Source organism: Rossellomorea sp. SC111, from assembly GCF_024733565.1.
In the GTDB taxonomy this organism is placed as follows: domain Bacteria; phylum Bacillota; class Bacilli; order Bacillales; family Bacillaceae_B; genus Rossellomorea.
Window position 1 is genome coordinate 59,993 of the sequence record NZ_JANIOC010000006.1, and the last position, 19,852, is coordinate 79,844.

Below are 19,852 nucleotides of genomic sequence, written 5' to 3' on the forward strand. Positions count from 1 at the left end.
AACTCGTTTTATGAGTTGCTTTTTGTCATTGTTCAAAATAAAACACTTCCATCCAGTCAACTCTTTACTGAATGAAAGTGCATCTTGTCCTATATCAGTCTTTTAACGATCGGACCAAATCCAGATCCGGTGTCACGTAAACGGTTTGCTGTCCTTCATAAATGACAAATCCGGGTTTGGCACCTTTAGGTTTCTTAACCTGTTTGACTTCGGTGAAATCAACGGGCACGGAGCTTGATTCGCGGGCCTTACTGAAGTAGGCGGCAATATTGGCCGCTTCCTTGATCGTCTCATCAGAAGGCTTATGACTCTTGATGACAACGTGAGAACCGGGAATATCCTTCGTATGAAGCCAGATTTCGTCTCTACCTGCGACACGGTTGGTCAAGTAGTCGTTTTGCTTATTGTTTTTACCGACCAGGATTTGGGTCCCGTCAGTTGACGTGTAGTGTTCGAGTACAGGCTTCGTATTGGCCTTTTTCTTTTTTGCCTGCTTGCGGACCCTCAGGTAACCTTCTTCTTCAAGTTCCTCCCTGATTTCCTCCACATCTTTCGTCGAAGCAGATTCTAATTGCTGTAGCAATTGTTCGAGATACACGATCTCTTCCTCCGCTTTTTCTATTTGCTCATGGACGATCTTGATCGCATTCTTCGCTTTTTGATAACGTGAGAAATAATTCTGAGCGTTATCGGAAGGCGACTTTTGAGGGTTTAATGGAATCGTAATACTTTCTCCGTTTTCGTCATAATAATTGACAACGCTGACTTCCGTCATACCACGCTCTACGGCATATAGATTCGAAGTAAGGAGTTCACCGAGCAGTTGATAGCGGTCAGCCTGTTGTGCATCTTCAAGCGTCTGCTCAAGTTTCGTAATTTTGTTGACATTTTTATCCCTTTCATTTCGAATGAATCGCTCCAGGTCATTTCCTTGTTGCTTGACGCGATCACGTGCAGCCTTCTGGTAAAAGAACCGGTCAAGCAGTTCACTTAAGGAAGGGAATGTTTGTTTTTCACCCTGAAGATGTAGAAGGTCCATCCAGTAGAACGTTTCCTTATCTGCTGTGATAAGGGTCGGCGTTATGTCATAGTTCTTTGCATGTTCAATCAAAGATACGAATGACTCTGCAATGGCTGCCCCGCTTCCGATGCCGGCGCGGTGTACGACTTCCTTCGCATAAAGCGGTGAGATACCGGCGAAAGATTGGACGATCTGTTTATCAAGCTTGCCTGAATTGAAGTCAAGGGCACGTAACACATCTAAAGTACCTGCTTCAAGTGGATCAATTTTATCCTGTTGAGGCGGCAACACGTAGGTATGTCCAGGCAATACAGTACGATGCGTATTCATGCTTGGAGAAATATGCTTGATGCTGTCAAGAATCATATTCCGTTCTTTATCGATCAGAATGATATTGCTGTGCCGGCCCATTATTTCAATGATCAGTTGTTTATACGAAATATCCCCGATTTCGTTCCTGCCTTTCACTTCGAATACAATCATCCGATCCAGTTCGATCTGCTTGATCCCTTCGATGATCGACCCTTCCAGATGTTTTCGCAGCAACATACAAAACATCGGGGGAACCGGTGGATTGTCATAATTCTCAGCGGTTAATTGCACACGTGAGTAACTTGGGTGAGCGGATAAGAGCACTTTATGGTTCTTTCCATTCGCACGGATGACCATGATGATTTCATTTTTATAAGGTTGATGTATTTTATTAATGCGTCCGTGTAATAGGTTTTCATTCAATTCTTTCGTCATGTTTCTAGTGAATAATCCATCAAATGACATATATAACATCCTCTGCTTCATGCGATTTCAGTATAGTTTGATTCTATCCGACTAAGTGTATCAAATGTAACCGATTTTATCCCCCTGAAAGGGAAAATGCAAAACATACTTAAATCATATCATTTTTTAGGACAAGTCTGAATAAGAATGCTATGAGAAGGACAACTTTTCGTATCGTAGGAGGAGAGTGACATGGTTGCATGAAATTTCATGAGATGAGACAAGAGGACATAGAGCAGTCATTAAATACCAATTATCAAGAAGGACTTTCAACAGAAGAGGTAGCAATCAGACGGAAACAATTTGGGTACAATCAATTAGAAGAAGCTGAGAAGCAGTCAGCTTTATTATTGTTTTTTAGTCAGTTCAAGGACTTTATGGTTCTCGTGTTATTGGCAGCCACGCTTATTTCAGGTTTACTTGGTGAATACATCGATGCCATCGCGATTATTGCCATTGTGTTCATTAACGGCTTTTTAGGTTTTTTTCAGGAGCGAAAAGCCGAGAGGTCGCTTCAGGCATTAAAGGAACTTTCTGCACCCCAGGTTTCGGTTTTAAGGGACGGTAAGTGGGTGAAGATCGTTTCTAAGGATGTCATTATTGGAGATGTCATCCGTTTTGCAAGTGGAGACCGGATCGGAGCGGATGTACGTCTCATTGAAGCGAATAACCTGGAAATAGAGGAATCCGCCCTGACCGGGGAGTCTTTACCCGTCACCAAATCCACAAACCCTGTAAATGGAGAAAATATGAGTCTCGGAGACTTGGAAAACATGGCATTTATGGGGACGATGGTCACGAGGGGGAATGGAATTGGTGTTGTGACATCGATTGGTATGAAAACAGCAATGGGGCAAATCGCCGATATGATCCAAAACGCAGAAACCATGACGACCCCTCTTCAAAGAAGACTGGAAGAGTTAGGGAAGATCCTCATTACGGTTGCTCTTGTACTGACGGGATTGGTAGTAGGAATCGGCGTGATCCAGGGCCATGATATGTATACGATGTTCTTAGCCGGGGTTTCATTGGCCGTAGCAGCCATACCTGAAGGGTTACCTGCCATTGTGACGGTTGCCCTTTCCCTTGGTGTTCAGAGGATGATCAAGAAGAAAGCCATCGTCCGAAAGCTGCCGGCGGTGGAAACATTAGGCTGTGCATCAGTGATTTGTTCTGATAAAACCGGAACCTTGACCCAGAACAAGATGACGGTCACACATCTGTGGAGTGGTGGAAGGACGTGGACCGTCACAGGCACAGGGTATGAACCTGATGGACAATTTTATACCGGGGAAAAAAGGGTGACGCCTCACAGTGAGAATGCACTGCAACAACTGCTGACTTTCGGAATGCTCTGCAATCATGCAGAACTTGTAACACGTGAAAAAACATTTATCGTCGATGGTGATCCCACTGAAGGGGCACTTCTTGTAGCAGGATTAAAGGCCGGGCTTTCCAGGGAATCGTTGCAGAAGAAATTCACGATTGTCAAAGAGTTCCCTTTTGATTCCACAAGGAAGATGATGAGTATCATCGTGGTCGACCAGAATGGAAAGCACTTCTCCGTAACGAAAGGTGCTCCTGACGTATTGGTCGGGAAAAGCGAATCAATCCTGTGGGAGGGAAGACTTCAACCAAAATCACCTGAGATCTCCGAAAAAGTAGAAGGTGCTATCAGTGAGATGTCATCAAACGCTTTACGAAACATTGCGATTGGGTATAAACCGATCAAGGATCGGGCTGTTGAAACGCTGGTGGAACAAGACGTCGAAGAAGGGGTGACCTTCATCGGTTTACAAGGAATGATCGATCCCCCGAGACCTGAGGTAAAGCAGGCGGTAAAAGAGTGTCGTGCTGCCGGGATCAAGACGGTCATGATCACCGGGGACCATGTCCTGACGGCGAAAGCCATAGCCAAACAGCTGGGCATTTTGAAAAATAAAGACCGCGTCATGGATGGAAAAGAACTAAACCTAATGGAAGTGCATGAACTGGAAGAAATAGTGGATGAAGTATCGGTGTTTGCACGTGTATCGCCAGAGCATAAGCTGAAAATCGTCAAAGCCCTGCAAAACAGGGGACATGTCGTGGCGATGACAGGGGATGGGGTCAACGATGCCCCTGCCATAAAATCCTCGGATATTGGAGTCGCCATGGGGATTACCGGCACGGACGTATCAAAGGAATCTTCATCGTTAGTCCTGTTGGATGATAACTTCGCTACGATTAAGTCAGCCATTCAGGAAGGGAGGAACATCTATGAAAATATCCGCAAGTTCATTCGATATCTGTTAGCTTCGAACGTCGGTGAAATTCTCGTCATGTTATTTGCCATGATTCTGGCGCTCCCGCTTCCATTGGTACCCATTCAGATCCTATGGGTGAACCTTGTGACTGATGGTCTCCCTGCCATGGCACTTGGCCTTGATAAGCCGGAAGATGATGTCATGAGAAGGAAACCGAGACATCCAAAGGAAGGTGTGTTTGCAAGGGGGCTCGGGTGGAAAGTGGTATCCAGGGGATTCTTGATCGGCGGGGCGACGCTCCTTGCGTTCATGCTATCGTATAAGACTCATCCAGATCACCTGGCGTATGCCCAAACAGTAGCGTTCGCAACTCTGGTCATGGCACAACTGATCCATGTGTTCGACTGCCGAAGTGAAGTATCGGTATTTTCAAGAAATCCATTCGGGAACATGTATCTCGTTTTTGCCGTATTATCTTCACTCATATTGATGCTCTTGGTCATCTATATCCCTTCTCTGCAACCGATCTTCCATACTGTACCGATTGTATTTAAGGATTGGCTTTTGATCATTGGTTTAAGCTCCGTTCCAACCTTTTTACTGGCAGGGTCATTTTTTGCAAGAAAAAAACAGTGAAATGTGGTATAATCCAAAAGGTAATAGAGAAAATCCTCTATTACCTTTTTTATATAAAAGGATATGTTGTTCATTAGTGAGTGCTTCCCTTTACAACATATAAAGTGAAATCGGTTATCTTACATACGAATACCGTCAAAGGATTGGATGTGATCGTAATGGTTGTCAGTATGACAGGCTTTGGAAGAAGCAAATCAGACTCTGAACAACATACTGTAACGGTTGAAATGAAATCCGTGAATCACAGATTCAGTGAATGTTACATAAGAATGCCGCGACAATTAATGAAGCTAGAGGATAAAATCAAGAAACAGGTATCCCAAATTGTTAAAAGAGGGAAAGTTGATATTTTCATTACCATCACAGGGGACGGCCTTGTGCATAAAAATCTTCATATTGACTGGAAGCTCATTCAAGATTATTATCAGTTAGTAAATAAAGTGAAAGAAACCTTTTCTTTGAAAGATGAAGTGCAATTATCCCATCTCTTGAACAGAGAAGAATTTATCATGATTGAAGAAATGGAAGAAGAAAATGAAGAGCTTGAGAATCTGGTATTAAAAGCTGTGGATGAAGCAGCGCTGGACCTTAGAAAGATGCGGGAGAAAGAAGGGGAACTTCTCAAGAAAGATTTTCTCATTCATCTTAGTCAGTTTGAGAAGAATATCATTGAACTGTCCAGTCATTCTCCGGAAGTGGTCAATCAATATAGAGAACGATTAAGAAAAAGGATTGCCGAATACAATGAAACATCTTTCGATGAAAGCCGATTGCTTACGGAAGTGGCCATCTTTGCCGATAAGTCTGACATAACGGAAGAATTGACAAGACTTAATAGTCATATTCAGTACTTTCACTCCACATTAATCGATTGTGGACCTGTAGGCAGGAAACTGGATTTCATGATCCAGGAAATGAACAGGGAAGTGAATACGATTGGTTCGAAAGCAAATGATTCCCTCATTGCCACCATTGTTGTGGAACTGAAATCAACACTTGAGAAGCTGAGGGAACAAGTGCAAAATGTAGAATAAGAAGTTTAGTTTCCTTTCATTCAGGCGAAACTAAACTATTGATTAGGAGGAGCGTTATGTCGATCAAGCTCATCAATATAGGATTTGGAAATATTGTTTCAGCCAACCGGATCATTTCAATCGTAAGTCCGGAATCAGCCCCGATCAAACGTTTGATACAAGATGCAAGAGACAGGGGAACACTCGTTGATGCTACATACGGAAGAAGAACAAGAGCGGTCATCATTACGGATAGCGATCACGTTATTCTTTCAGCTGTTCAACCCGAAACCGTTGCTCATCGTTTGACAGATAAAGAGGATTTAGTAGAAGAAGGGCAGGGTAAATAAATGAAAGAAAAAGGATTGCTGATCGTTCTTTCCGGACCATCAGGTGTAGGGAAAGGGACAGTTCGTAAAGCGATTTTTTCCCAGGAGGATACAAAATTTGAATATTCCATCTCCATGACTACGCGGAACCCCCGTGAAGGAGAAGTGGATGGTGTAGATTATTTCTTTAAATCAAGAGAGGATTTCGAAGTGTTGATCGAGCAGGGGAAACTATTGGAGTATGCAGAGTTTGTAGGTAACTATTATGGAACCCCTGTAGATTATGTCAGGGAAACCCTGGATGCAGGAAGAGATGTCTTTCTTGAAATCGAAGTACGAGGTGCACAACAGGTCAGAGATAAATTTCCCGAAGGTTTATTTATTTTCCTGGCACCCCCTAGTCTTTCTGAACTTCAGAACCGCCTCGTTACAAGAGGCACTGAGACAGACGATTTGATCAGGGGCAGAATGAATACCGCGAGAAAAGAAATCGAAATGATGAATTTATACGATTACATTGTTGAAAATGATCAGATTGAACATGCGGTAGATAAGATTAAATCAATCGTTCAGGCAGAACATTGCAAACGGGAACGAGTGCAACAACGATACTTAAATATGCTGGAGGCTGAATAAATGTTAAACCCATCCATTGATTCATTAATGAAGAAGATTGATTCCAAATATTCGTTAGTCAGTATTGCGGCAAAGCGCGCAAGAAACCTGCAAGACACGGGGGAATACCGTCTGAACCGATATGATTCCCATAAATTCGTAGGTAAGGCCCTTGAAGAAATTCAAGCCGGTCAATTATCTATGAAAGAAAGAGATGCTAAAGCAGTTTATTCTGATGAATAGACTGGCGGATCTTATTGAATAACTCCAGGGGTTGACTCGGAAGATTTCATCATCTTTCGGGACAACCCTATTTTCTTTTTCTATCAATATCCTTCATAATATAAGAAGGATAAAGAGTAATGGGGGAAAGTAGAATGATGCAGGGGAAAAGAATACTATTATGTGTATCTGGTGGAATAGCTGTATATAAAGCGGCAGCCTTGACAAGCAAACTGGTTCAAGGCGGTGCTGAAGTGAAGGTGATCATGACGGAGTCGGCAAGGAAATTTGTCGCTCCGCTTACGTTTCAGGCATTATCCCGTCAAGATGTGCATTGGGACACCTTTGATGAAAAAGATTCATCAAAAATTGCTCATATCGACTTGGCGGATTGGGCTGACCTCGTACTGGTGGCACCTGCAACGGCAAACATGATCGGGAAGCTTGCAAACGGGATTGCAGATGACATGATTTCCACGACGATTCTTGCAACGACGTCACAAGTATGGATCGCCCCGGCCATGAATGTACATATGTATGATCATCCAGCGGTAAAACGGAATATCGAAACCCTCTTTGGGTTTGGCTATCAATTTGTCGAACCAAGCGAAGGGTATTTAGCTTGTGGGTATATTGGTAAAGGAAGATTGGAAGAACCGGAGAAGGTAGTGGAGCTTGTGGATCGTTTTTTCCGGGAGCGTGACAGTGAAAGGAATCTGCTTGAGGGGAAAAAAGTAGTGATCACAGCTGGTCCCACGAGGGAGATGGTGGACCCTGTGCGTTTCTTCTCCAACCGCTCAACCGGGAAGATGGGGTATGCCCTTGCGGAAGCCGCCGTTTCCCTTGGAGCGGAAGTAGTATTGATCTCAGGACCTTCCGGATTAACGATTCCAGCGGGTGTTGAATTTGTCTCCGTGACGACTGCTGAAGAAATGTATCATAGGGTGCATGAAGTATTTCCATCTGCAGATATCGTCGTAAAGAGTGCGGCAGTTGCCGATTACCGCCCTAAAGAAATATTTGAAGATAAGTTAAAGAAAAAAGATGGAAACCTAGTGATTGAATTTGAGCGTACAAAGGATATATTAATGAGCCTTGGTGAAAGAAAGACACACCAATACCTCATCGGATTTGCAGCCGAGACGACAAACGTAGAAGAGTATGCTAAAGCGAAGCTTGTAAAAAAACAGGCAGATATGATCGTGGCCAATAACGTAAAAGAAACGGGATCCGGGTTTGGAACAGATACAAACAAAGTATCGATTGTCACTAGTGGGGGAGACGCTCGCGAGCTTCCTTTATTATCAAAGGTAGAGGTAGCCAAAGAAATCTATAAAGAAGCCATGCGGCACATAAAGAAGGGTTCCTCACATGAACGTAGCTAGCGTCATTGTCGACGTTCCTGCCATGCAGACGGACCGAACGTATGACTACAGTATCCCGGATGAATGGAAAGGCAGCATCGTTCCCGGTATGAGGGTCGTCGTGCCTTTTGGTCCGAGGAAAATCCAAGGCTTTGTCATTGAATTAAAGGAAAAAGGGGAAGTCTCGAAACTTAAATCGATTGTGGAGCCGATGGATCTCGTACCCGTCCTGAACAAAGAATTACTCACACTAGGCAACTGGTTGACTGAGAAAACCCTCTGTTTTAAAATCTCAGCCTTCCAAGCCATGCTTCCCGCAGCCATGAAAGCGAAGTATGAAAAATTCTTCCGACTTGAAGAAAACAGGAATCCCGATGAGCTTCATCTTTCCCTCCAACGCTTTTTTCAGAACGGAAGAGAAGTTTCCTGGAATGCAATCGAAGAAAGCGGGATGCTCCCTCTCGTACATAAAGAGGTAAAGAAAGGCTCTGTTGAAGTCATCTACAGGGTGAAAGCCAAAGGAAATAAGAAAACCGTACGAAAGCTTTATCTGAACGTACCAATCGATCAAGTGGATGAAGTGAAAGAAGGTTTGCCACCCCAGGCCAGTAAACAAAAACAAATCATCGAATATATGATGGATGCTGCTCCTGGTGGTGATGGGATACTGGCATCCACCCTGACGGAAGTGATGGCCACGACTTCAAGTACCGTTAAGTCACTAGTCCATAAAGGGATCCTTGTTGAGAAAAATGTGGAAATGTACCGGGATCCTTTTGAAAATAGAACATTTGAGAAGACATTTCCCCTTTCATTGACTTCCCAGCAGGATCAGGCGATTGGTCCCATTTTGAGCACCATTGATCAAGAGAAGCATCACACATTTCTTCTTTACGGTGTAACGGGCAGCGGGAAAACAGAGATTTATCTGCAGTCCATCCAACGGGTGCTGGAAGAGGGGAAAGAGGCGATTGTGCTTGTTCCGGAGATTTCCCTTACCCCTCAGATGGTACACCGCTTTAAAGGGAGATTTGGTGACGACGTCGCCGTCCTTCACAGCGGATTATCAGTAGGGGAAAAATATGATGAATGGAGAAAAATCCAACGCAAGGAAGTGAAAGTGGTGGTCGGAGCCCGCTCTGCCGTTTTTGCCCCTTTTGAAAATATCGGGATCATCATCATCGACGAAGAGCATGAAAACAGCTACAAGCAAGAGGAAAATCCTCGTTATCACGCACGGGACGTTGCGATCTATCGAGGGGAATTCCATCAATGCCCAGTGATCTTAGGCAGTGCCACCCCTTCACTTGAATCCTTCGCCCGGGCTTCAAAAGGTGTGTACGGACTATTGACACTTGATAAACGGATGAATGATGGCCCGCTTCCATCCGTCGATATCGTGGATATGAGAGAGGAACTCAGGAAGGGAAACAGGTCCATGTTTTCAACGAACCTGTTCGAAAAGCTTCAAGACAGGCTTGAAAAGGGAGAGCAAACCGTCCTTTTTCTTAATCGCAGGGGCCACTCATCCTTCATTATGTGCAGAGATTGCGGCTTTGTCCTGCAATGTCCCAATTGTGACATCTCCTTGACCTATCATAGATTTTCCAACGGGATGAAATGCCATTATTGTGGTTATGAAGAGGGGGTCCCTTCTTCATGTCCTGAATGTACAAGTGAGCATATCCGTTATTTTGGGACGGGTACACAGAAGGTAGAAGAGGAATTGACGAAGCTCCTCCCCGATGCAAGGATCATTCGCATGGATGTCGATACCACATCCCGGAAAGGCTCACATGAAAAACTGTTAACGGCTTTCGGGGAAGGTAAGGCAGATATCCTTCTTGGTACGCAAATGATCGCAAAGGGTCTGGACTTTCCGAATATCACCCTGGTCGGCGTCCTTAGTGCCGATACGATGCTCCATCTGCCGGATTTCAGGGCAGCAGAGAAGACGTTCCAATTATTGACTCAAGTAAGCGGAAGGGCTGGCAGGCATACACTCCCCGGGGAAGTAGTCATACAAACGTACACACCGGAGCACTACTCGATCGAATTAGCATCCAATCATGATTATAATCGTTTCTACCAGCAGGAAATGATGATGAGGAAAATGGGTTCCTATCCTCCTTTTTACTACATCACACTGATTACATTAAGTCATGAAGATCTAATGAAGGTTGTTGATATTTCAGAGAAAATGACGGCTTTCGTTCGTTCAAAGCTATCCGATACAACGATCATACTTGGGCCGGTTGCATCGCCCATTCCCAGGATCAAGAATAGATATCGTTATCAATGTTTGATAAAATACAAGCGTGAACCAAATCTTGGCAGTACGTTAAAAACGGTACTGGATCAATTTCAGCAGCAATATGCATCACAAGGGTTAACCATCTCCATTGATGTGAACCCTTATATGTTGATGTAACACTATTCATATAGAAAAATGGAGGAAAGTTATGGCAATACTTCCAATCGTCATGCATCCGGATGCCATTCTCGAAAAAGAATGCGGGAAGGTAACGGATTTTGATAAAAAGTTAAAGAAATTACTCGCAAATATGTATGATACCATGATCGAAGCGGACGGAGTCGGGCTTGCAGCCCCTCAAGTCGGCATCGACCTTCAAGTAGCGATCGTCGACATCGGCGATGACTCAGGAACGATCGAACTGATTAACCCGGAAATCATCGAGTCAGAAGGGTCTCAAACCGACCTGGAAGGATGCCTGAGCTTCCCGGGTCTCTACGGGGAAGTGACACGCCCATATTCGATCAGGGTCCGTACGCAAGACCGTAAAGGAAGAATGGTTGACTTTCAAGCCCAGGATTTTCTGGCCAGGGCCATCCAGCATGAAATCGATCACCTGCATGGCATTTTATTTACAACAAAAGTAGAAAAATATATTACAGAAGAAGAATTAGAAGGGTATGAAGTTTAATGACGAAAGTGATTTTCATGGGAACACCCGATTTTTCGGTTCCTGTTCTCCAATCTCTGATAGATGAAAAATATGATGTGATCGCGGTGGTGACACAACCCGATCGCCCCGTAGGAAGAAAAAGGATCCTCACGCCACCACCCGTTAAAGTGGCCGCTGAAAAGCACGGCATCCCGGTCTACCAGCCGGAAAAGATAAAGAATGAAGAAGAGTTAAATCAAGTGCTTGAGTTAAAACCGGATCTTATCGTGACGGCAGCATTCGGACAGATTCTTCCGAACGCTTTGCTTGAGGCTCCTAAATATGGATGTATCAATGTCCATGCTTCCCTGCTTCCGGAACTTCGAGGAGGCGCTCCAATCCATTACTCCATTCTCCAGGGAAAAGGGAAAACGGGCATCACCATTATGTATATGGTGGAAAAGCTGGATGCGGGTGACATCATCAGCCAAGTGGAAGTGGAGATTGAAGAGCATGATCATGTCGGTACGCTTCACGACAAACTGAGCGTGGCAGGTGCCAAATTACTGATTGACACCATCCCTCCATTACTTGCAGGGGAAATCTCCCCGGTTAAACAGGATGATTCAGAAGCGACCTTTGCCCGGAATATCAAGCGTGAACAAGAGAAGATAGACTGGACGAAAGACGGGGAAGAAATCTATAACCATATCAGGGGACTGCATCCGTGGCCGGTTGCGTATACAACATTAGAAGGCTTGGTCATGAAAGTATGGTGGGGGGAGAAAGTAAGCGTGACCCCTTCATCACCTGGAAAAATCATCGGGATTGAAGAGGATGGTTTCATTGTTTCGACCGGGAATTCAACTGGGGTCAAAATCACCGATTTACAGCCTTCAGGGAAGAAAAGGATGAGTGCAAAGGACTACCTTCGCGGAGCAGGCACTCATTTAAAAGCAGGCATGATGTTAGGAGAAGAAAATGAAACGAAATAAAACCGTACGGGAAGCAGCACTCGATGTCATCGAGGCAGTGGAAAAAAATCAATCATACAGCAATTTACTGCTTCATTCCGTGATTGAAAAAAATGAACTTCCGAGTAAGGATATCGGTTTATTGACGGAATTGACATATGGGACCATTCAACGAAAAATGACGCTGGATTTCTATCTGGCCCCTTTTATTAAAGGGAAGCTGGACGATTGGGTTCGTCAATTGTTACGATTATCCCTTTATCAGCTAGTCTACTTGGACCGGATACCGGATCGGGCCGTATTCTATGAAGCGGTCGAAATCGCCAAAAAAAGAGGACATAAAGGAATTTCAGGATTGGTCAATGGGGTATTGCGATCCGTACAGAGAAATGGCCTGCCGACTCTTGATTCCATCAAGGACCCGGTGGAAAGGGTCGCCATCGAAACGAGTCATCCATACTGGCTTGTAAAAAGATGGGAAGAACAATTTGGTTTAGAGAAAACGAAAGAAATGTGCGAAACAAATTTGATCGCTCCAAATCAAACGGCCCGAGTGAATACAACCAGGATCAGCCGTGAAGAGCTTATGCAAACATTAGCGGAAAGCGGTAATGAAGTGAAAGAAAGTCCGATCGTCCCGGAGGCGGTTCAATCGCTACGGGGAAACCTTGCCAAGACAGATGCATACCGAAATGGATTATGTACGATACAGGATGAAAGCTCGATGCTTGTTTCTTACGCATTAAAGCTGGAAAACGGCTTGAAAGTATTGGACGCGTGTGCAGCACCTGGAGGGAAAACGACCCATATCGCAGAGAAACTCTCCGGAACCGGAGAAGTTTATGCATTGGATCTCCATAAGCATAAAGTCAAATTAATTGATGAAAATGCTTCCCGACTAGGTCTTTCCAATGTACACACTGCAGTCCTCGACAGCAGGAAAGCGGGAGAGCAATTTGAAAAGGGAAGTTTCGATCGCATATTGGTCGATGCACCGTGTTCGGGTTTAGGCGTACTTAGAAGAAAACCGGATATTAAATATGCAAAAAAAGAAAGTGATCTTTTATCCCTTCAAAAAATCCAGCTCGATATCCTCTCATCCGTGGCGCCATTGCTGAAAAAAGGTGGATTATTGGTATATAGCACATGTACGGTGGATCGTAATGAAAATGAAGGAACCGTTTCGGCATTTCTGAATGATCACCCCGAGTTTGAGTTTCATGCACTCGATCAGCTTCCGGAAGCGGTGAGACCTTTCATTGACGGGAACCAAATGCAAATCTTTCCTCAGGATTTCGGAGGCGACGGTTTCTATATTTCGTGCTTTCTGAAAAAGGATTAAGTCGATATTCATCAATTGTTGAAAGTAAAGCAGGAAAATCCGCTGTAAGAGTCGTAAAAGTACAACAGACCTTTTTGTATGTGCAGAAGGAACTACTTGAAATAGGTGCAGAAGAAGAGAAGAGGTGACCTAAGTGAAGACGGTTTATTTTACGGACAAAGGGAAAGTGCGGCAGCTGAATGAAGATAGTGCCGGTGTATTCGTGAATCAGCATGGAGATCATTTAGCAGTTGTAGCAGATGGGATGGGCGGCCACAGAGCAGGGGACGTTGCCAGTGAGCTTACCATTTCCATCTTAAAGGACTTATGGGAGAAAACCGAGAAATTTCACACCGCTGATGAAGCAGAAAATTGGTTAAAATCAACTATTAACGAAGTAAACAAAGAAGTATATACTTATTCTCAATCCAATTCCGAATGCGAAGGGATGGGTACGACTCTCGTCGGAGCCATTTGTACTTCTTTGTTCGCAACCATTGTCAATATCGGTGACAGCAGAGGGTATATCCTGAATGAAAACGGATTTCATCAACTGACCGAAGATCATACGCTTGTGAATGAATTGGTCAGGAGCGGTGAAATTTCAAAGGAAGATGCAGAGCATCATCCGAGAAAAAATGTAATCTTAAGAGCGATCGGTACGGAAGCTTCGATTACGATGGATATTAAAACGATCATGTTCGAAGAAGAAGATGTCATTCTTCTATGTTCTGATGGTCTTTCGAATAAAGTCTCTGAGAAAGAAATGAAAGAGGTATTGGCCAAGGACCACTCCCTGGAAAATAAAGGGGAGTCGCTCGTTCATTTAGCGAATGAATATGGCGGTGAAGATAATATAACCGTAGTAATTGTCGAGTTTGCCGCTGAAACGGAAAGCGGGTGATAACATGATGGAAGGTAAGCGCATTAGTGGGCGTTACAGAATTATTAAACTCATTGGTGGAGGGGGAATGGCAAACGTCTATTTAGCTCACGATGTGATTCTTGATCGTGAAGTAGCCATTAAAATGCTCCGGATCGACTTTGCCAATGAAGAGGAATTCATTAAACGATTCCAACGGGAAGCCCAATCTGCTACTAGTCTTGCCCACCCTAATATTGTGAGCATTTATGATGTAGGAGAAGAGGATGACCTCTATTATATCGTCATGGAATATGTTCATGGCATGACGCTAAAGCAATACATACAGCAACATTCGCCTGTCAATGTCGACAAGGCGATCGATATCATGAAGCAACTGACAATCGCCATGTCTCATGCTCATCAGAATCATATCGTCCACAGGGATATCAAGCCCCATAATATTCTTCTTGATGAAGAAGGAAATGTGAAGATAACCGATTTCGGGATTGCGATGGCCCTTAGTGCCACGTCGATCACACAGACCAATTCGGTTCTCGGATCGGTACACTACCTTTCTCCTGAGCAGGCGAGAGGTGGAATGGCCACAAAGAAATCGGACATCTATTCCCTTGGGATCGTCATGTTCGAATTGTTGACGGGCAGATTACCTTTCTCCGGAGAGTCGGCGGTCTCGATTGCCTTAAAGCATTTGCAGTCGGAAACACCTTCCTTAAAGAGATGGAATCCTGACATTCCACAAAGTGTAGAAAATATCGTCTTAAAAGCAACGGCGAAGGACCCATTCAGACGCTACGAGAGCCTTGAAGAAATGGATGAAGACTTGTCAACAGCCCTTGATGCCGATCGAATGAACGAACCTAAATTCGCCGTTCCTCTCGATGATGAAGCGACAAAAGCGATCCCTGTCATCACGGATCAAAAGGCGTACTCGAATTTAGATGATACGATCGTCCATCACCAGACCAATACAGATGACGTGCAAACCAAGCCTACCCCACCAGTGAAAGAGGGGAAGAAGGGTAAAAAAGATAAAACGAAAGCACCAAAGGGAAAAAGGAAGAAGAAGTGGCCGATGGTGATCATTGGTTTATTCTTTTTATTGATTCTGTTGGGAATCGCTGCTGTCACGATGGTGCCTGGTTTACTGGGACCGAAAGAGATAGAAGTACCGAAAGTTGCTGAAATGGATCAAACCGAAGCAATTTCGACGATCATATCGGCTGGGTTTGTGGTCGGTGAAACCAAGAAGGTACCCGATGAAGATATTCCTGAAGGATATGTGATCAAGACCAATCCGAAAGCAGGCCGAATGGCGAATGAAGGATCGGCTGTCGATATCTATGTCAGTACTGGTAAAGAAAAAGTGGAAGTCGATGATTATGTCGGCAAGGACTTTGAAGAAGTGTCTGCTGATTTGGAAGAAAAGGGATTTACTGTAGAGAAAGAAGAAGAGTTTAATGAGGACGAGGCACAAGGGACGATCACGGATCAGGATCCATCACCAGGGGAAGAAGTCGTGGCTGAGGAGACGACGATAACTCTGACTGTAAGTAAGGGGTCCGAGCCGTTTAATATGGATAATTTAGAGGGCTTCGACAAATCAGCACTTGATCAATATGCAGCCTTAAATGGTGTAAAGATTGAAGTGAGGGACGAAAAATACTCTGATAGTATCGAAGCGGGTAAAGTGATTTCCCATGAACCGCAACAAGGAACCCCGACTTACAAAGGGGAAACAATTTATGTGATCATGTCTAAGGGCCCTGAACCTCCGAAGGAAGTGCCGACTAAAGAGGTTACAGAAGACGTAACAATCCCATATAAGGGACAAGAAGGAAAGCCTCAATCCGTGGAAATATTCATTGACGATAAGGACAGTGATCTCGACGACAGTGATGCAGACCAAGTCCAAGGAATTTACGAAGATACGACCATTACGATGACCTTCACGTTAGAAGAAGGAACAAAAGGGGAATATATTATTTTAGTCGATGGTAAAGAGTATAAAAGAGGTACCGTCGATTATCCTAAAGAAGAATAACATTCACTTGCCAAGGGGCTGTACCCGGGTTTTTAAAGAACCTACGGGACAGTCCTCTTATTTTCATTTATAATGGTAATGATACATAATGAAGATAATGAACAATTTAGATAAACGTTTTGAATAGGAGGTTTCGAATGCCTGAAGGAAAAATCGTAAAAGCATTGAGTGGATTTTACTATGTGCTCTCAGAAGGCAGTGTGACGCAATGCAGGGGCAGGGGCAATTTCCGAAAAAATAAAATTACGCCCCTTGTTGGTGATTATGTCGAGTTTCAAGCAGAGAACAAAACGGATGGGTACATTCTGAAGGTATTGGAACGGAAGAATGAATTGGTACGCCCGCCCATCGCAAATGTCGATCAGGCGATTCTGGTCTTTTCAGCCAGTGAACCGAATTTCAGTCCTGCGCTTCTGGATCGTTTTCTTGTGTTGGTAGAGAGCAAAGAAATTGAACCGCTTATCTGCGTGACAAAGATGGACCTCCTTTCCACGGAGCAGGCAACTAAGATCGAACAATATGTGTCCGATTACCGCTCATTTGGGTATGAAGTGCTGATGACTTCTTCTAAAACAGAGCATGGCCTGGAGGAACTGACCCCTTACTTAAAGGATAAAATTTCCGTTTTTGCCGGGCAATCAGGAGTAGGGAAATCATCTTTGCTAAATGCCCTGAATCCCGAACTGGAACTGAAGACGGCCATGATTTCCTCCCACTTGGGCCGGGGGAAACATACGACCCGCCATGTGGAACTCATCGATATAAAGGATGGGCTGGTCGCAGATACCCCGGGATTCAGTTCACTGGAGTTTTCAGAGCTTGAAATAGAAGAACTGCCGCGATGCTTCCCGGAAATGGTCGAGGTAGCAGATGAGTGTAAATTCAGGGGCTGTCTTCATATCAATGAACCGAAATGTGCCGTTAAATCCGCAGTTGAAGCGGGAAGGATCCCTGATTACCGCTACGACCACTATTTGACTTTCCACCAAGAAATAAAAGAAAGAAAGCCGAGGTACTAAATATGAAAATCGCACCATCCATTCTTTCTGCCAATTTTGCAGAGCTGGGAAATGAAATCAAAGATGTTGAAAAAGGGGGAGCGGACTATATCCATGTAGACGTCATGGATGGTCACTTCGTACCGAATATTACGCTCGGGCCAATGATCGTAAAAGCGATCCGTCCACTAACAACGTTGCCTTTGGACGTACATCTCATGATTGAAAATCCAAGTCAATACATCGAAGCTTTTGCCGATGCGGGAGCGGACTATATTACCGTCCATGTAGAAGCAGACCCCCATTTGCATAGAACGATTCAAATGATTAAAAACAAAGGAGTCAAAGCGGGTGTCGTCCTGAATCCGGGTACTCCTGCAGACTCGATCAGACCTGTCTTGCAAGATGTCGACATGGTCCTCTTGATGACTGTGAACCCTGGTTTCGGCGGGCAATCATTCATCCCGTCGGTCGTACCGAAAATCAAGCAGATCCGCGAATGGGCAAATGAAGTCAATCCTTCACTCGAAATCGAAGTGGACGGTGGCATCAACCCTGAAACGGCTGCCGTTTGTGCTGAAGCGGGTGCAGACGTATTTGTAGCTGGATCTGCCATCTATAATAAGAGTGACCGAGGGGGAGCAATCGAAGAATTGAAGAAATCTCTCGTATAAGAGACGAAGGCTGATCCTTATGGGTCAGCCTATTTTTATAAATTGGGAGTGGAGGAAATGGAACTAAATATCGTTGCCGGCGGACCGGATCGATACATACCGGAATTGAACAAATATTGCAGTGATGAAGTCAAATGGGTTGGCGTAGACCGCGGTGTTTATACATTATTGAAACAAAAGATCGAACCCCAAATTGCATTCGGGGATTTTGATTCAGTGAACACGGAAGAGTGGGAACTGATCCAGGAAAAAGTCCGGGAAGTCAATCGCTATAAGCCGGAAAAGGACGAGACGGACCTGGAGCTTGCCTTGAACTGGGCGATCAATCAGAACCCTGCTAAAATTTCCATCTTCGGTGCCACGGGGGGACGGCTTGATCACTTCATGGGAAACCTGCAGTTATTAATGACCCCGACACTCTTAGAAGCGGAAATAAAGGTGGAAATGATCGACGTGCAAAATCGATTATCCCTTGCTGAACCCGGGGAGCATAACGTTGAAAAAAGCCCGGAATTACAGTATATTTCCTTTGTTCCCGTCACTGGAAATGTCGAAGGGATCACCCTCACCGGCTTTAAATATCCCTTAAATAATCGGAATATTTCAAGAGGATCCACACTATGTATTAGTAATGAACTTATACAATCATCTGGTACTTTTTCCTTTTCAAATGGCATATTAATGGTGATAAGAAGCAGTGATTAAAGCTTCACGTGACCAGGCAGAAAAGAAGACGTACTTAACTGAAACTGCTTGAATAAACTACACTGTTGTCAAGCGAAACATTACGTTCTTTAGATTGTGGGGAGGGACTTTAAATGCGCTTTTATACAATTAAATTACCAAAATTCTTGGGTGGACTTGTGAGGGCGATGTTAGGAACGTTTAAAAAAGAATAAATCTTTTGGTGGGGATGGCATTGATGCCATCTTCTTTTTTTAAGCGGTAGATCTAGAGATGAAAGAGGGGGCTAGTGGTTTTTTTTTGAGCCAGGCAGGGCAGAAAATAAGCGGAGTTTTTCCCGTTACATTCAGAATAAAACTTGTTTTAGGGTTGATAAGGGGAGGTATTCCGCTTACGCAACAAAAATCACCCATTTTTATGTGTTTTGAGATTAATAGGCGGAATATTTCCTTCTATTTAAGATTTTTTATATAGTCATTTCGAATTAAGCGGAATTTTTCCATCTATTTATCAGCTCTGGTGCTTAACATGATTCACAACCGAAGTACGACCACTCTTGAAGGGCTTGAGGCTCGAGGTCATAAGCTAAATTGACCAAAAAGGCAAAGAACGCCTTTCCGGTCAATTCATCCTATGCTTGTCGGGCCTACCCAAGCCGCCTCCGCTTTTCTTGCTGTAAAGTATTTTTTCTTGAAAGGTTTTAATTGTAGTATTGCATTATAGAAAGTTGTGTGATAAATTATTAAAGTATCTTTATGATAATAAGCGAAATGTGGAACTGAAATTAACTTCAGCTTCTTGTTAGTGAGGAGGGAATATATTATGGCAAAACAATGCGTAGTAACAGGCCGTAAAGCCAGCTCAGGTAACGCTCGCTCTCACGCAATGAATGCGAACAAGCGTACTTGGGGTGCAAACCTGCAAAAAGTTCGAATTCTTGTGGACGGAAAGCCTAAGAAAGTATGGGTTTCTGCAAGAGCGTTGAAATCTGGTAAAGTAGAACGCGTATAATACTTAAAATGGGAAGGCGCCTAATTCAGGCGTCTTTTTTCATTAGCAGCTCCATTAAGTAAGCCAATGATTAATCTTTGAATAATAAGGAAAAAATAGAGGGTAAACCCAAGAAATGACGCTTGTGATAATAG

The 19,852-nt window shown here is 44.0% G+C and carries 18 protein-coding genes; 17 read left to right on the forward strand and 1 reads right to left on the reverse strand.

All coding sequences use genetic code 11. The annotated features are described in order from the left end of the window. Positions 1 to 94: 94 nt before the first annotated feature. On the reverse strand, positions 95 to 1,798 hold the full coding sequence (locus NQ095_RS09295) for an Rqc2 family fibronectin-binding protein (protein ID WP_258263212.1): 1,704 nt from the start codon (positions 1,796 to 1,798) through the stop codon (positions 95 to 97). A gap of 200 nt (positions 1,799 to 1,998) precedes the next feature. On the opposite strand from NQ095_RS09295, the gene NQ095_RS09300 reads away from it, so the two are divergent. The 17 genes from NQ095_RS09300 to rpmB all read left to right on the forward strand — a co-directional run bounded on the left by NQ095_RS09300 (position 1,999) and on the right by rpmB (position 19,718). After that, entirely contained in the window at positions 1,999 to 4,680 is a 2,682-nt protein-coding gene (locus NQ095_RS09300; RefSeq protein ID WP_258263213.1) for a cation-translocating P-type ATPase, read from the forward strand. Positions 4,681 to 4,838: 158 nt separating this feature from the next. Then, a complete protein-coding gene (locus tag NQ095_RS09305; RefSeq protein ID WP_258263378.1) occupies positions 4,839 to 5,714 on the forward strand; it encodes a YicC/YloC family endoribonuclease in 876 nt (291 codons plus the stop codon). Positions 5,715 to 5,770: 56 nt separating this feature from the next. Next, the gene (remA, locus tag NQ095_RS09310) at positions 5,771 to 6,043 is read left to right on the forward strand and encodes an extracellular matrix/biofilm regulator RemA (RefSeq protein ID WP_034755776.1); all 273 of its coding nucleotides are present in this window, start codon (positions 5,771 to 5,773) and stop codon (positions 6,041 to 6,043) included. Further along, positions 6,044 to 6,658: a guanylate kinase gene (gene gmk / locus NQ095_RS09315; protein ID WP_258263214.1), complete on the forward strand. Its 615-nt coding sequence runs from the start codon at positions 6,044 to 6,046 to the stop codon at positions 6,656 to 6,658. Further along, positions 6,659 to 6,880 carry a DNA-directed RNA polymerase subunit omega gene (gene rpoZ, locus NQ095_RS09320; protein ID WP_258263215.1) on the forward strand — a complete coding sequence of 74 codons (222 nt, stop codon included), beginning with the start codon at positions 6,659 to 6,661 and terminating at the stop codon, positions 6,878 to 6,880. 134 nt (positions 6,881 to 7,014) lie between these two features. Continuing rightward, a complete protein-coding gene (coaBC, locus tag NQ095_RS09325) occupies positions 7,015 to 8,244 on the forward strand; it encodes a bifunctional phosphopantothenoylcysteine decarboxylase/phosphopantothenate--cysteine ligase CoaBC (RefSeq protein WP_258263379.1) in 1,230 nt (409 codons plus the stop codon). Next, positions 8,231 to 10,654 carry a primosomal protein N' gene (priA, locus tag NQ095_RS09330; RefSeq protein WP_258263216.1) on the forward strand — a complete coding sequence of 808 codons (2,424 nt, stop codon included), beginning with the start codon at positions 8,231 to 8,233 and terminating at the stop codon, positions 10,652 to 10,654. The genes coaBC and priA overlap by 14 nt, the downstream gene beginning before the upstream one ends. A gap of 31 nt (positions 10,655 to 10,685) precedes the next feature. Further along, a complete protein-coding gene (def, locus tag NQ095_RS09335; protein WP_258263217.1) occupies positions 10,686 to 11,168 on the forward strand; it encodes a peptide deformylase in 483 nt (160 codons plus the stop codon). Beyond that, positions 11,168 to 12,124, forward strand: coding sequence for a methionyl-tRNA formyltransferase (fmt, locus tag NQ095_RS09340; RefSeq protein WP_258263218.1), 957 nt, complete (start codon positions 11,168 to 11,170; stop codon positions 12,122 to 12,124). Before def ends, fmt begins: the two co-directional genes overlap by 1 nt. Next, positions 12,111 to 13,445 carry a 16S rRNA (cytosine(967)-C(5))-methyltransferase RsmB gene (rsmB, locus tag NQ095_RS09345; protein WP_258263219.1) on the forward strand — a complete coding sequence of 445 codons (1,335 nt, stop codon included), beginning with the start codon at positions 12,111 to 12,113 and terminating at the stop codon, positions 13,443 to 13,445. The genes fmt and rsmB overlap by 14 nt, the downstream gene beginning before the upstream one ends. A 133-nt stretch (positions 13,446 to 13,578) precedes the next feature. Beyond that, entirely contained in the window at positions 13,579 to 14,328 is a 750-nt protein-coding gene (locus NQ095_RS09350; protein WP_258263220.1) for a Stp1/IreP family PP2C-type Ser/Thr phosphatase, read from the forward strand. Between the two features lie 4 nt (positions 14,329 to 14,332). Then, positions 14,333 to 16,351 (forward strand): Stk1 family PASTA domain-containing Ser/Thr kinase, encoded by a 2,019-nt coding sequence (pknB, locus tag NQ095_RS09355; protein WP_258263222.1) that lies wholly within the window; start codon positions 14,333 to 14,335, stop codon positions 16,349 to 16,351. Between the two features lie 137 nt (positions 16,352 to 16,488). Next, positions 16,489 to 17,370, forward strand: a complete 882-nt coding sequence (gene rsgA, locus NQ095_RS09360; RefSeq protein WP_258263223.1) for a ribosome small subunit-dependent GTPase A — start codon at positions 16,489 to 16,491, stop codon at positions 17,368 to 17,370. A 2-nt stretch (positions 17,371 to 17,372) separates the two neighbouring features. Then, a complete protein-coding gene (gene rpe, locus NQ095_RS09365; protein ID WP_258263224.1) occupies positions 17,373 to 18,023 on the forward strand; it encodes a ribulose-phosphate 3-epimerase in 651 nt (216 codons plus the stop codon). A 57-nt stretch (positions 18,024 to 18,080) separates the two neighbouring features. Beyond that, on the forward strand, positions 18,081 to 18,728 hold the full coding sequence (locus NQ095_RS09370; protein WP_258263225.1) for a thiamine diphosphokinase: 648 nt from the start codon (positions 18,081 to 18,083) through the stop codon (positions 18,726 to 18,728). Positions 18,729 to 18,841: 113 nt separating this feature from the next. Beyond that, positions 18,842 to 18,922, forward strand: coding sequence for a stage V sporulation protein SpoVM (gene spoVM, locus NQ095_RS09375; protein WP_032088878.1), 81 nt, complete (start codon positions 18,842 to 18,844; stop codon positions 18,920 to 18,922). Positions 18,923 to 19,529: 607 nt separating this feature from the next. After that, complete coding sequence (gene rpmB, locus NQ095_RS09380) at positions 19,530 to 19,718, forward strand: 50S ribosomal protein L28 (protein ID WP_034755741.1); 189 nt, start codon at positions 19,530 to 19,532, stop codon at positions 19,716 to 19,718. Positions 19,719 to 19,852 lie beyond the last annotated feature (134 nt).

Coding starts and splice junctions, on each gene's coding strand:
- NQ095_RS09295 (WP_258263212.1), bottom strand. CDS start 1,798: ATGTCATTTGATGGATTATTCACTAGAAACATGACGAAAGAATTGAAT.
- NQ095_RS09300 (WP_258263213.1), top strand. CDS start 1,999: ATGAAATTTCATGAGATGAGACAAGAGGACATAGAGCAGTCATTAAAT.
- NQ095_RS09305 (WP_258263378.1), top strand. CDS start 4,839: ATGGTTGTCAGTATGACAGGCTTTGGAAGAAGCAAATCAGACTCTGAA.
- remA (WP_034755776.1), top strand. CDS start 5,771: ATGTCGATCAAGCTCATCAATATAGGATTTGGAAATATTGTTTCAGCC.
- gmk (WP_258263214.1), top strand. CDS start 6,044: ATGAAAGAAAAAGGATTGCTGATCGTTCTTTCCGGACCATCAGGTGTA.
- rpoZ (WP_258263215.1), top strand. CDS start 6,659: ATGTTAAACCCATCCATTGATTCATTAATGAAGAAGATTGATTCCAAA.
- coaBC (WP_258263379.1), top strand. CDS start 7,015: ATGATGCAGGGGAAAAGAATACTATTATGTGTATCTGGTGGAATAGCT.
- priA (WP_258263216.1), top strand. CDS start 8,231: ATGAACGTAGCTAGCGTCATTGTCGACGTTCCTGCCATGCAGACGGAC.
- def (WP_258263217.1), top strand. CDS start 10,686: ATGGCAATACTTCCAATCGTCATGCATCCGGATGCCATTCTCGAAAAA.
- fmt (WP_258263218.1), top strand. CDS start 11,168: ATGACGAAAGTGATTTTCATGGGAACACCCGATTTTTCGGTTCCTGTT.
- rsmB (WP_258263219.1), top strand. CDS start 12,111: ATGAAACGAAATAAAACCGTACGGGAAGCAGCACTCGATGTCATCGAG.
- pknB (WP_258263222.1), top strand. CDS start 14,333: ATGATGGAAGGTAAGCGCATTAGTGGGCGTTACAGAATTATTAAACTC.
- rsgA (WP_258263223.1), top strand. CDS start 16,489: ATGCCTGAAGGAAAAATCGTAAAAGCATTGAGTGGATTTTACTATGTG.
- rpe (WP_258263224.1), top strand. CDS start 17,373: ATGAAAATCGCACCATCCATTCTTTCTGCCAATTTTGCAGAGCTGGGA.
- NQ095_RS09370 (WP_258263225.1), top strand. CDS start 18,081: ATGGAACTAAATATCGTTGCCGGCGGACCGGATCGATACATACCGGAA.
- spoVM (WP_032088878.1), top strand. CDS start 18,842: ATGCGCTTTTATACAATTAAATTACCAAAATTCTTGGGTGGACTTGTG.
- rpmB (WP_034755741.1), top strand. CDS start 19,530: ATGGCAAAACAATGCGTAGTAACAGGCCGTAAAGCCAGCTCAGGTAAC.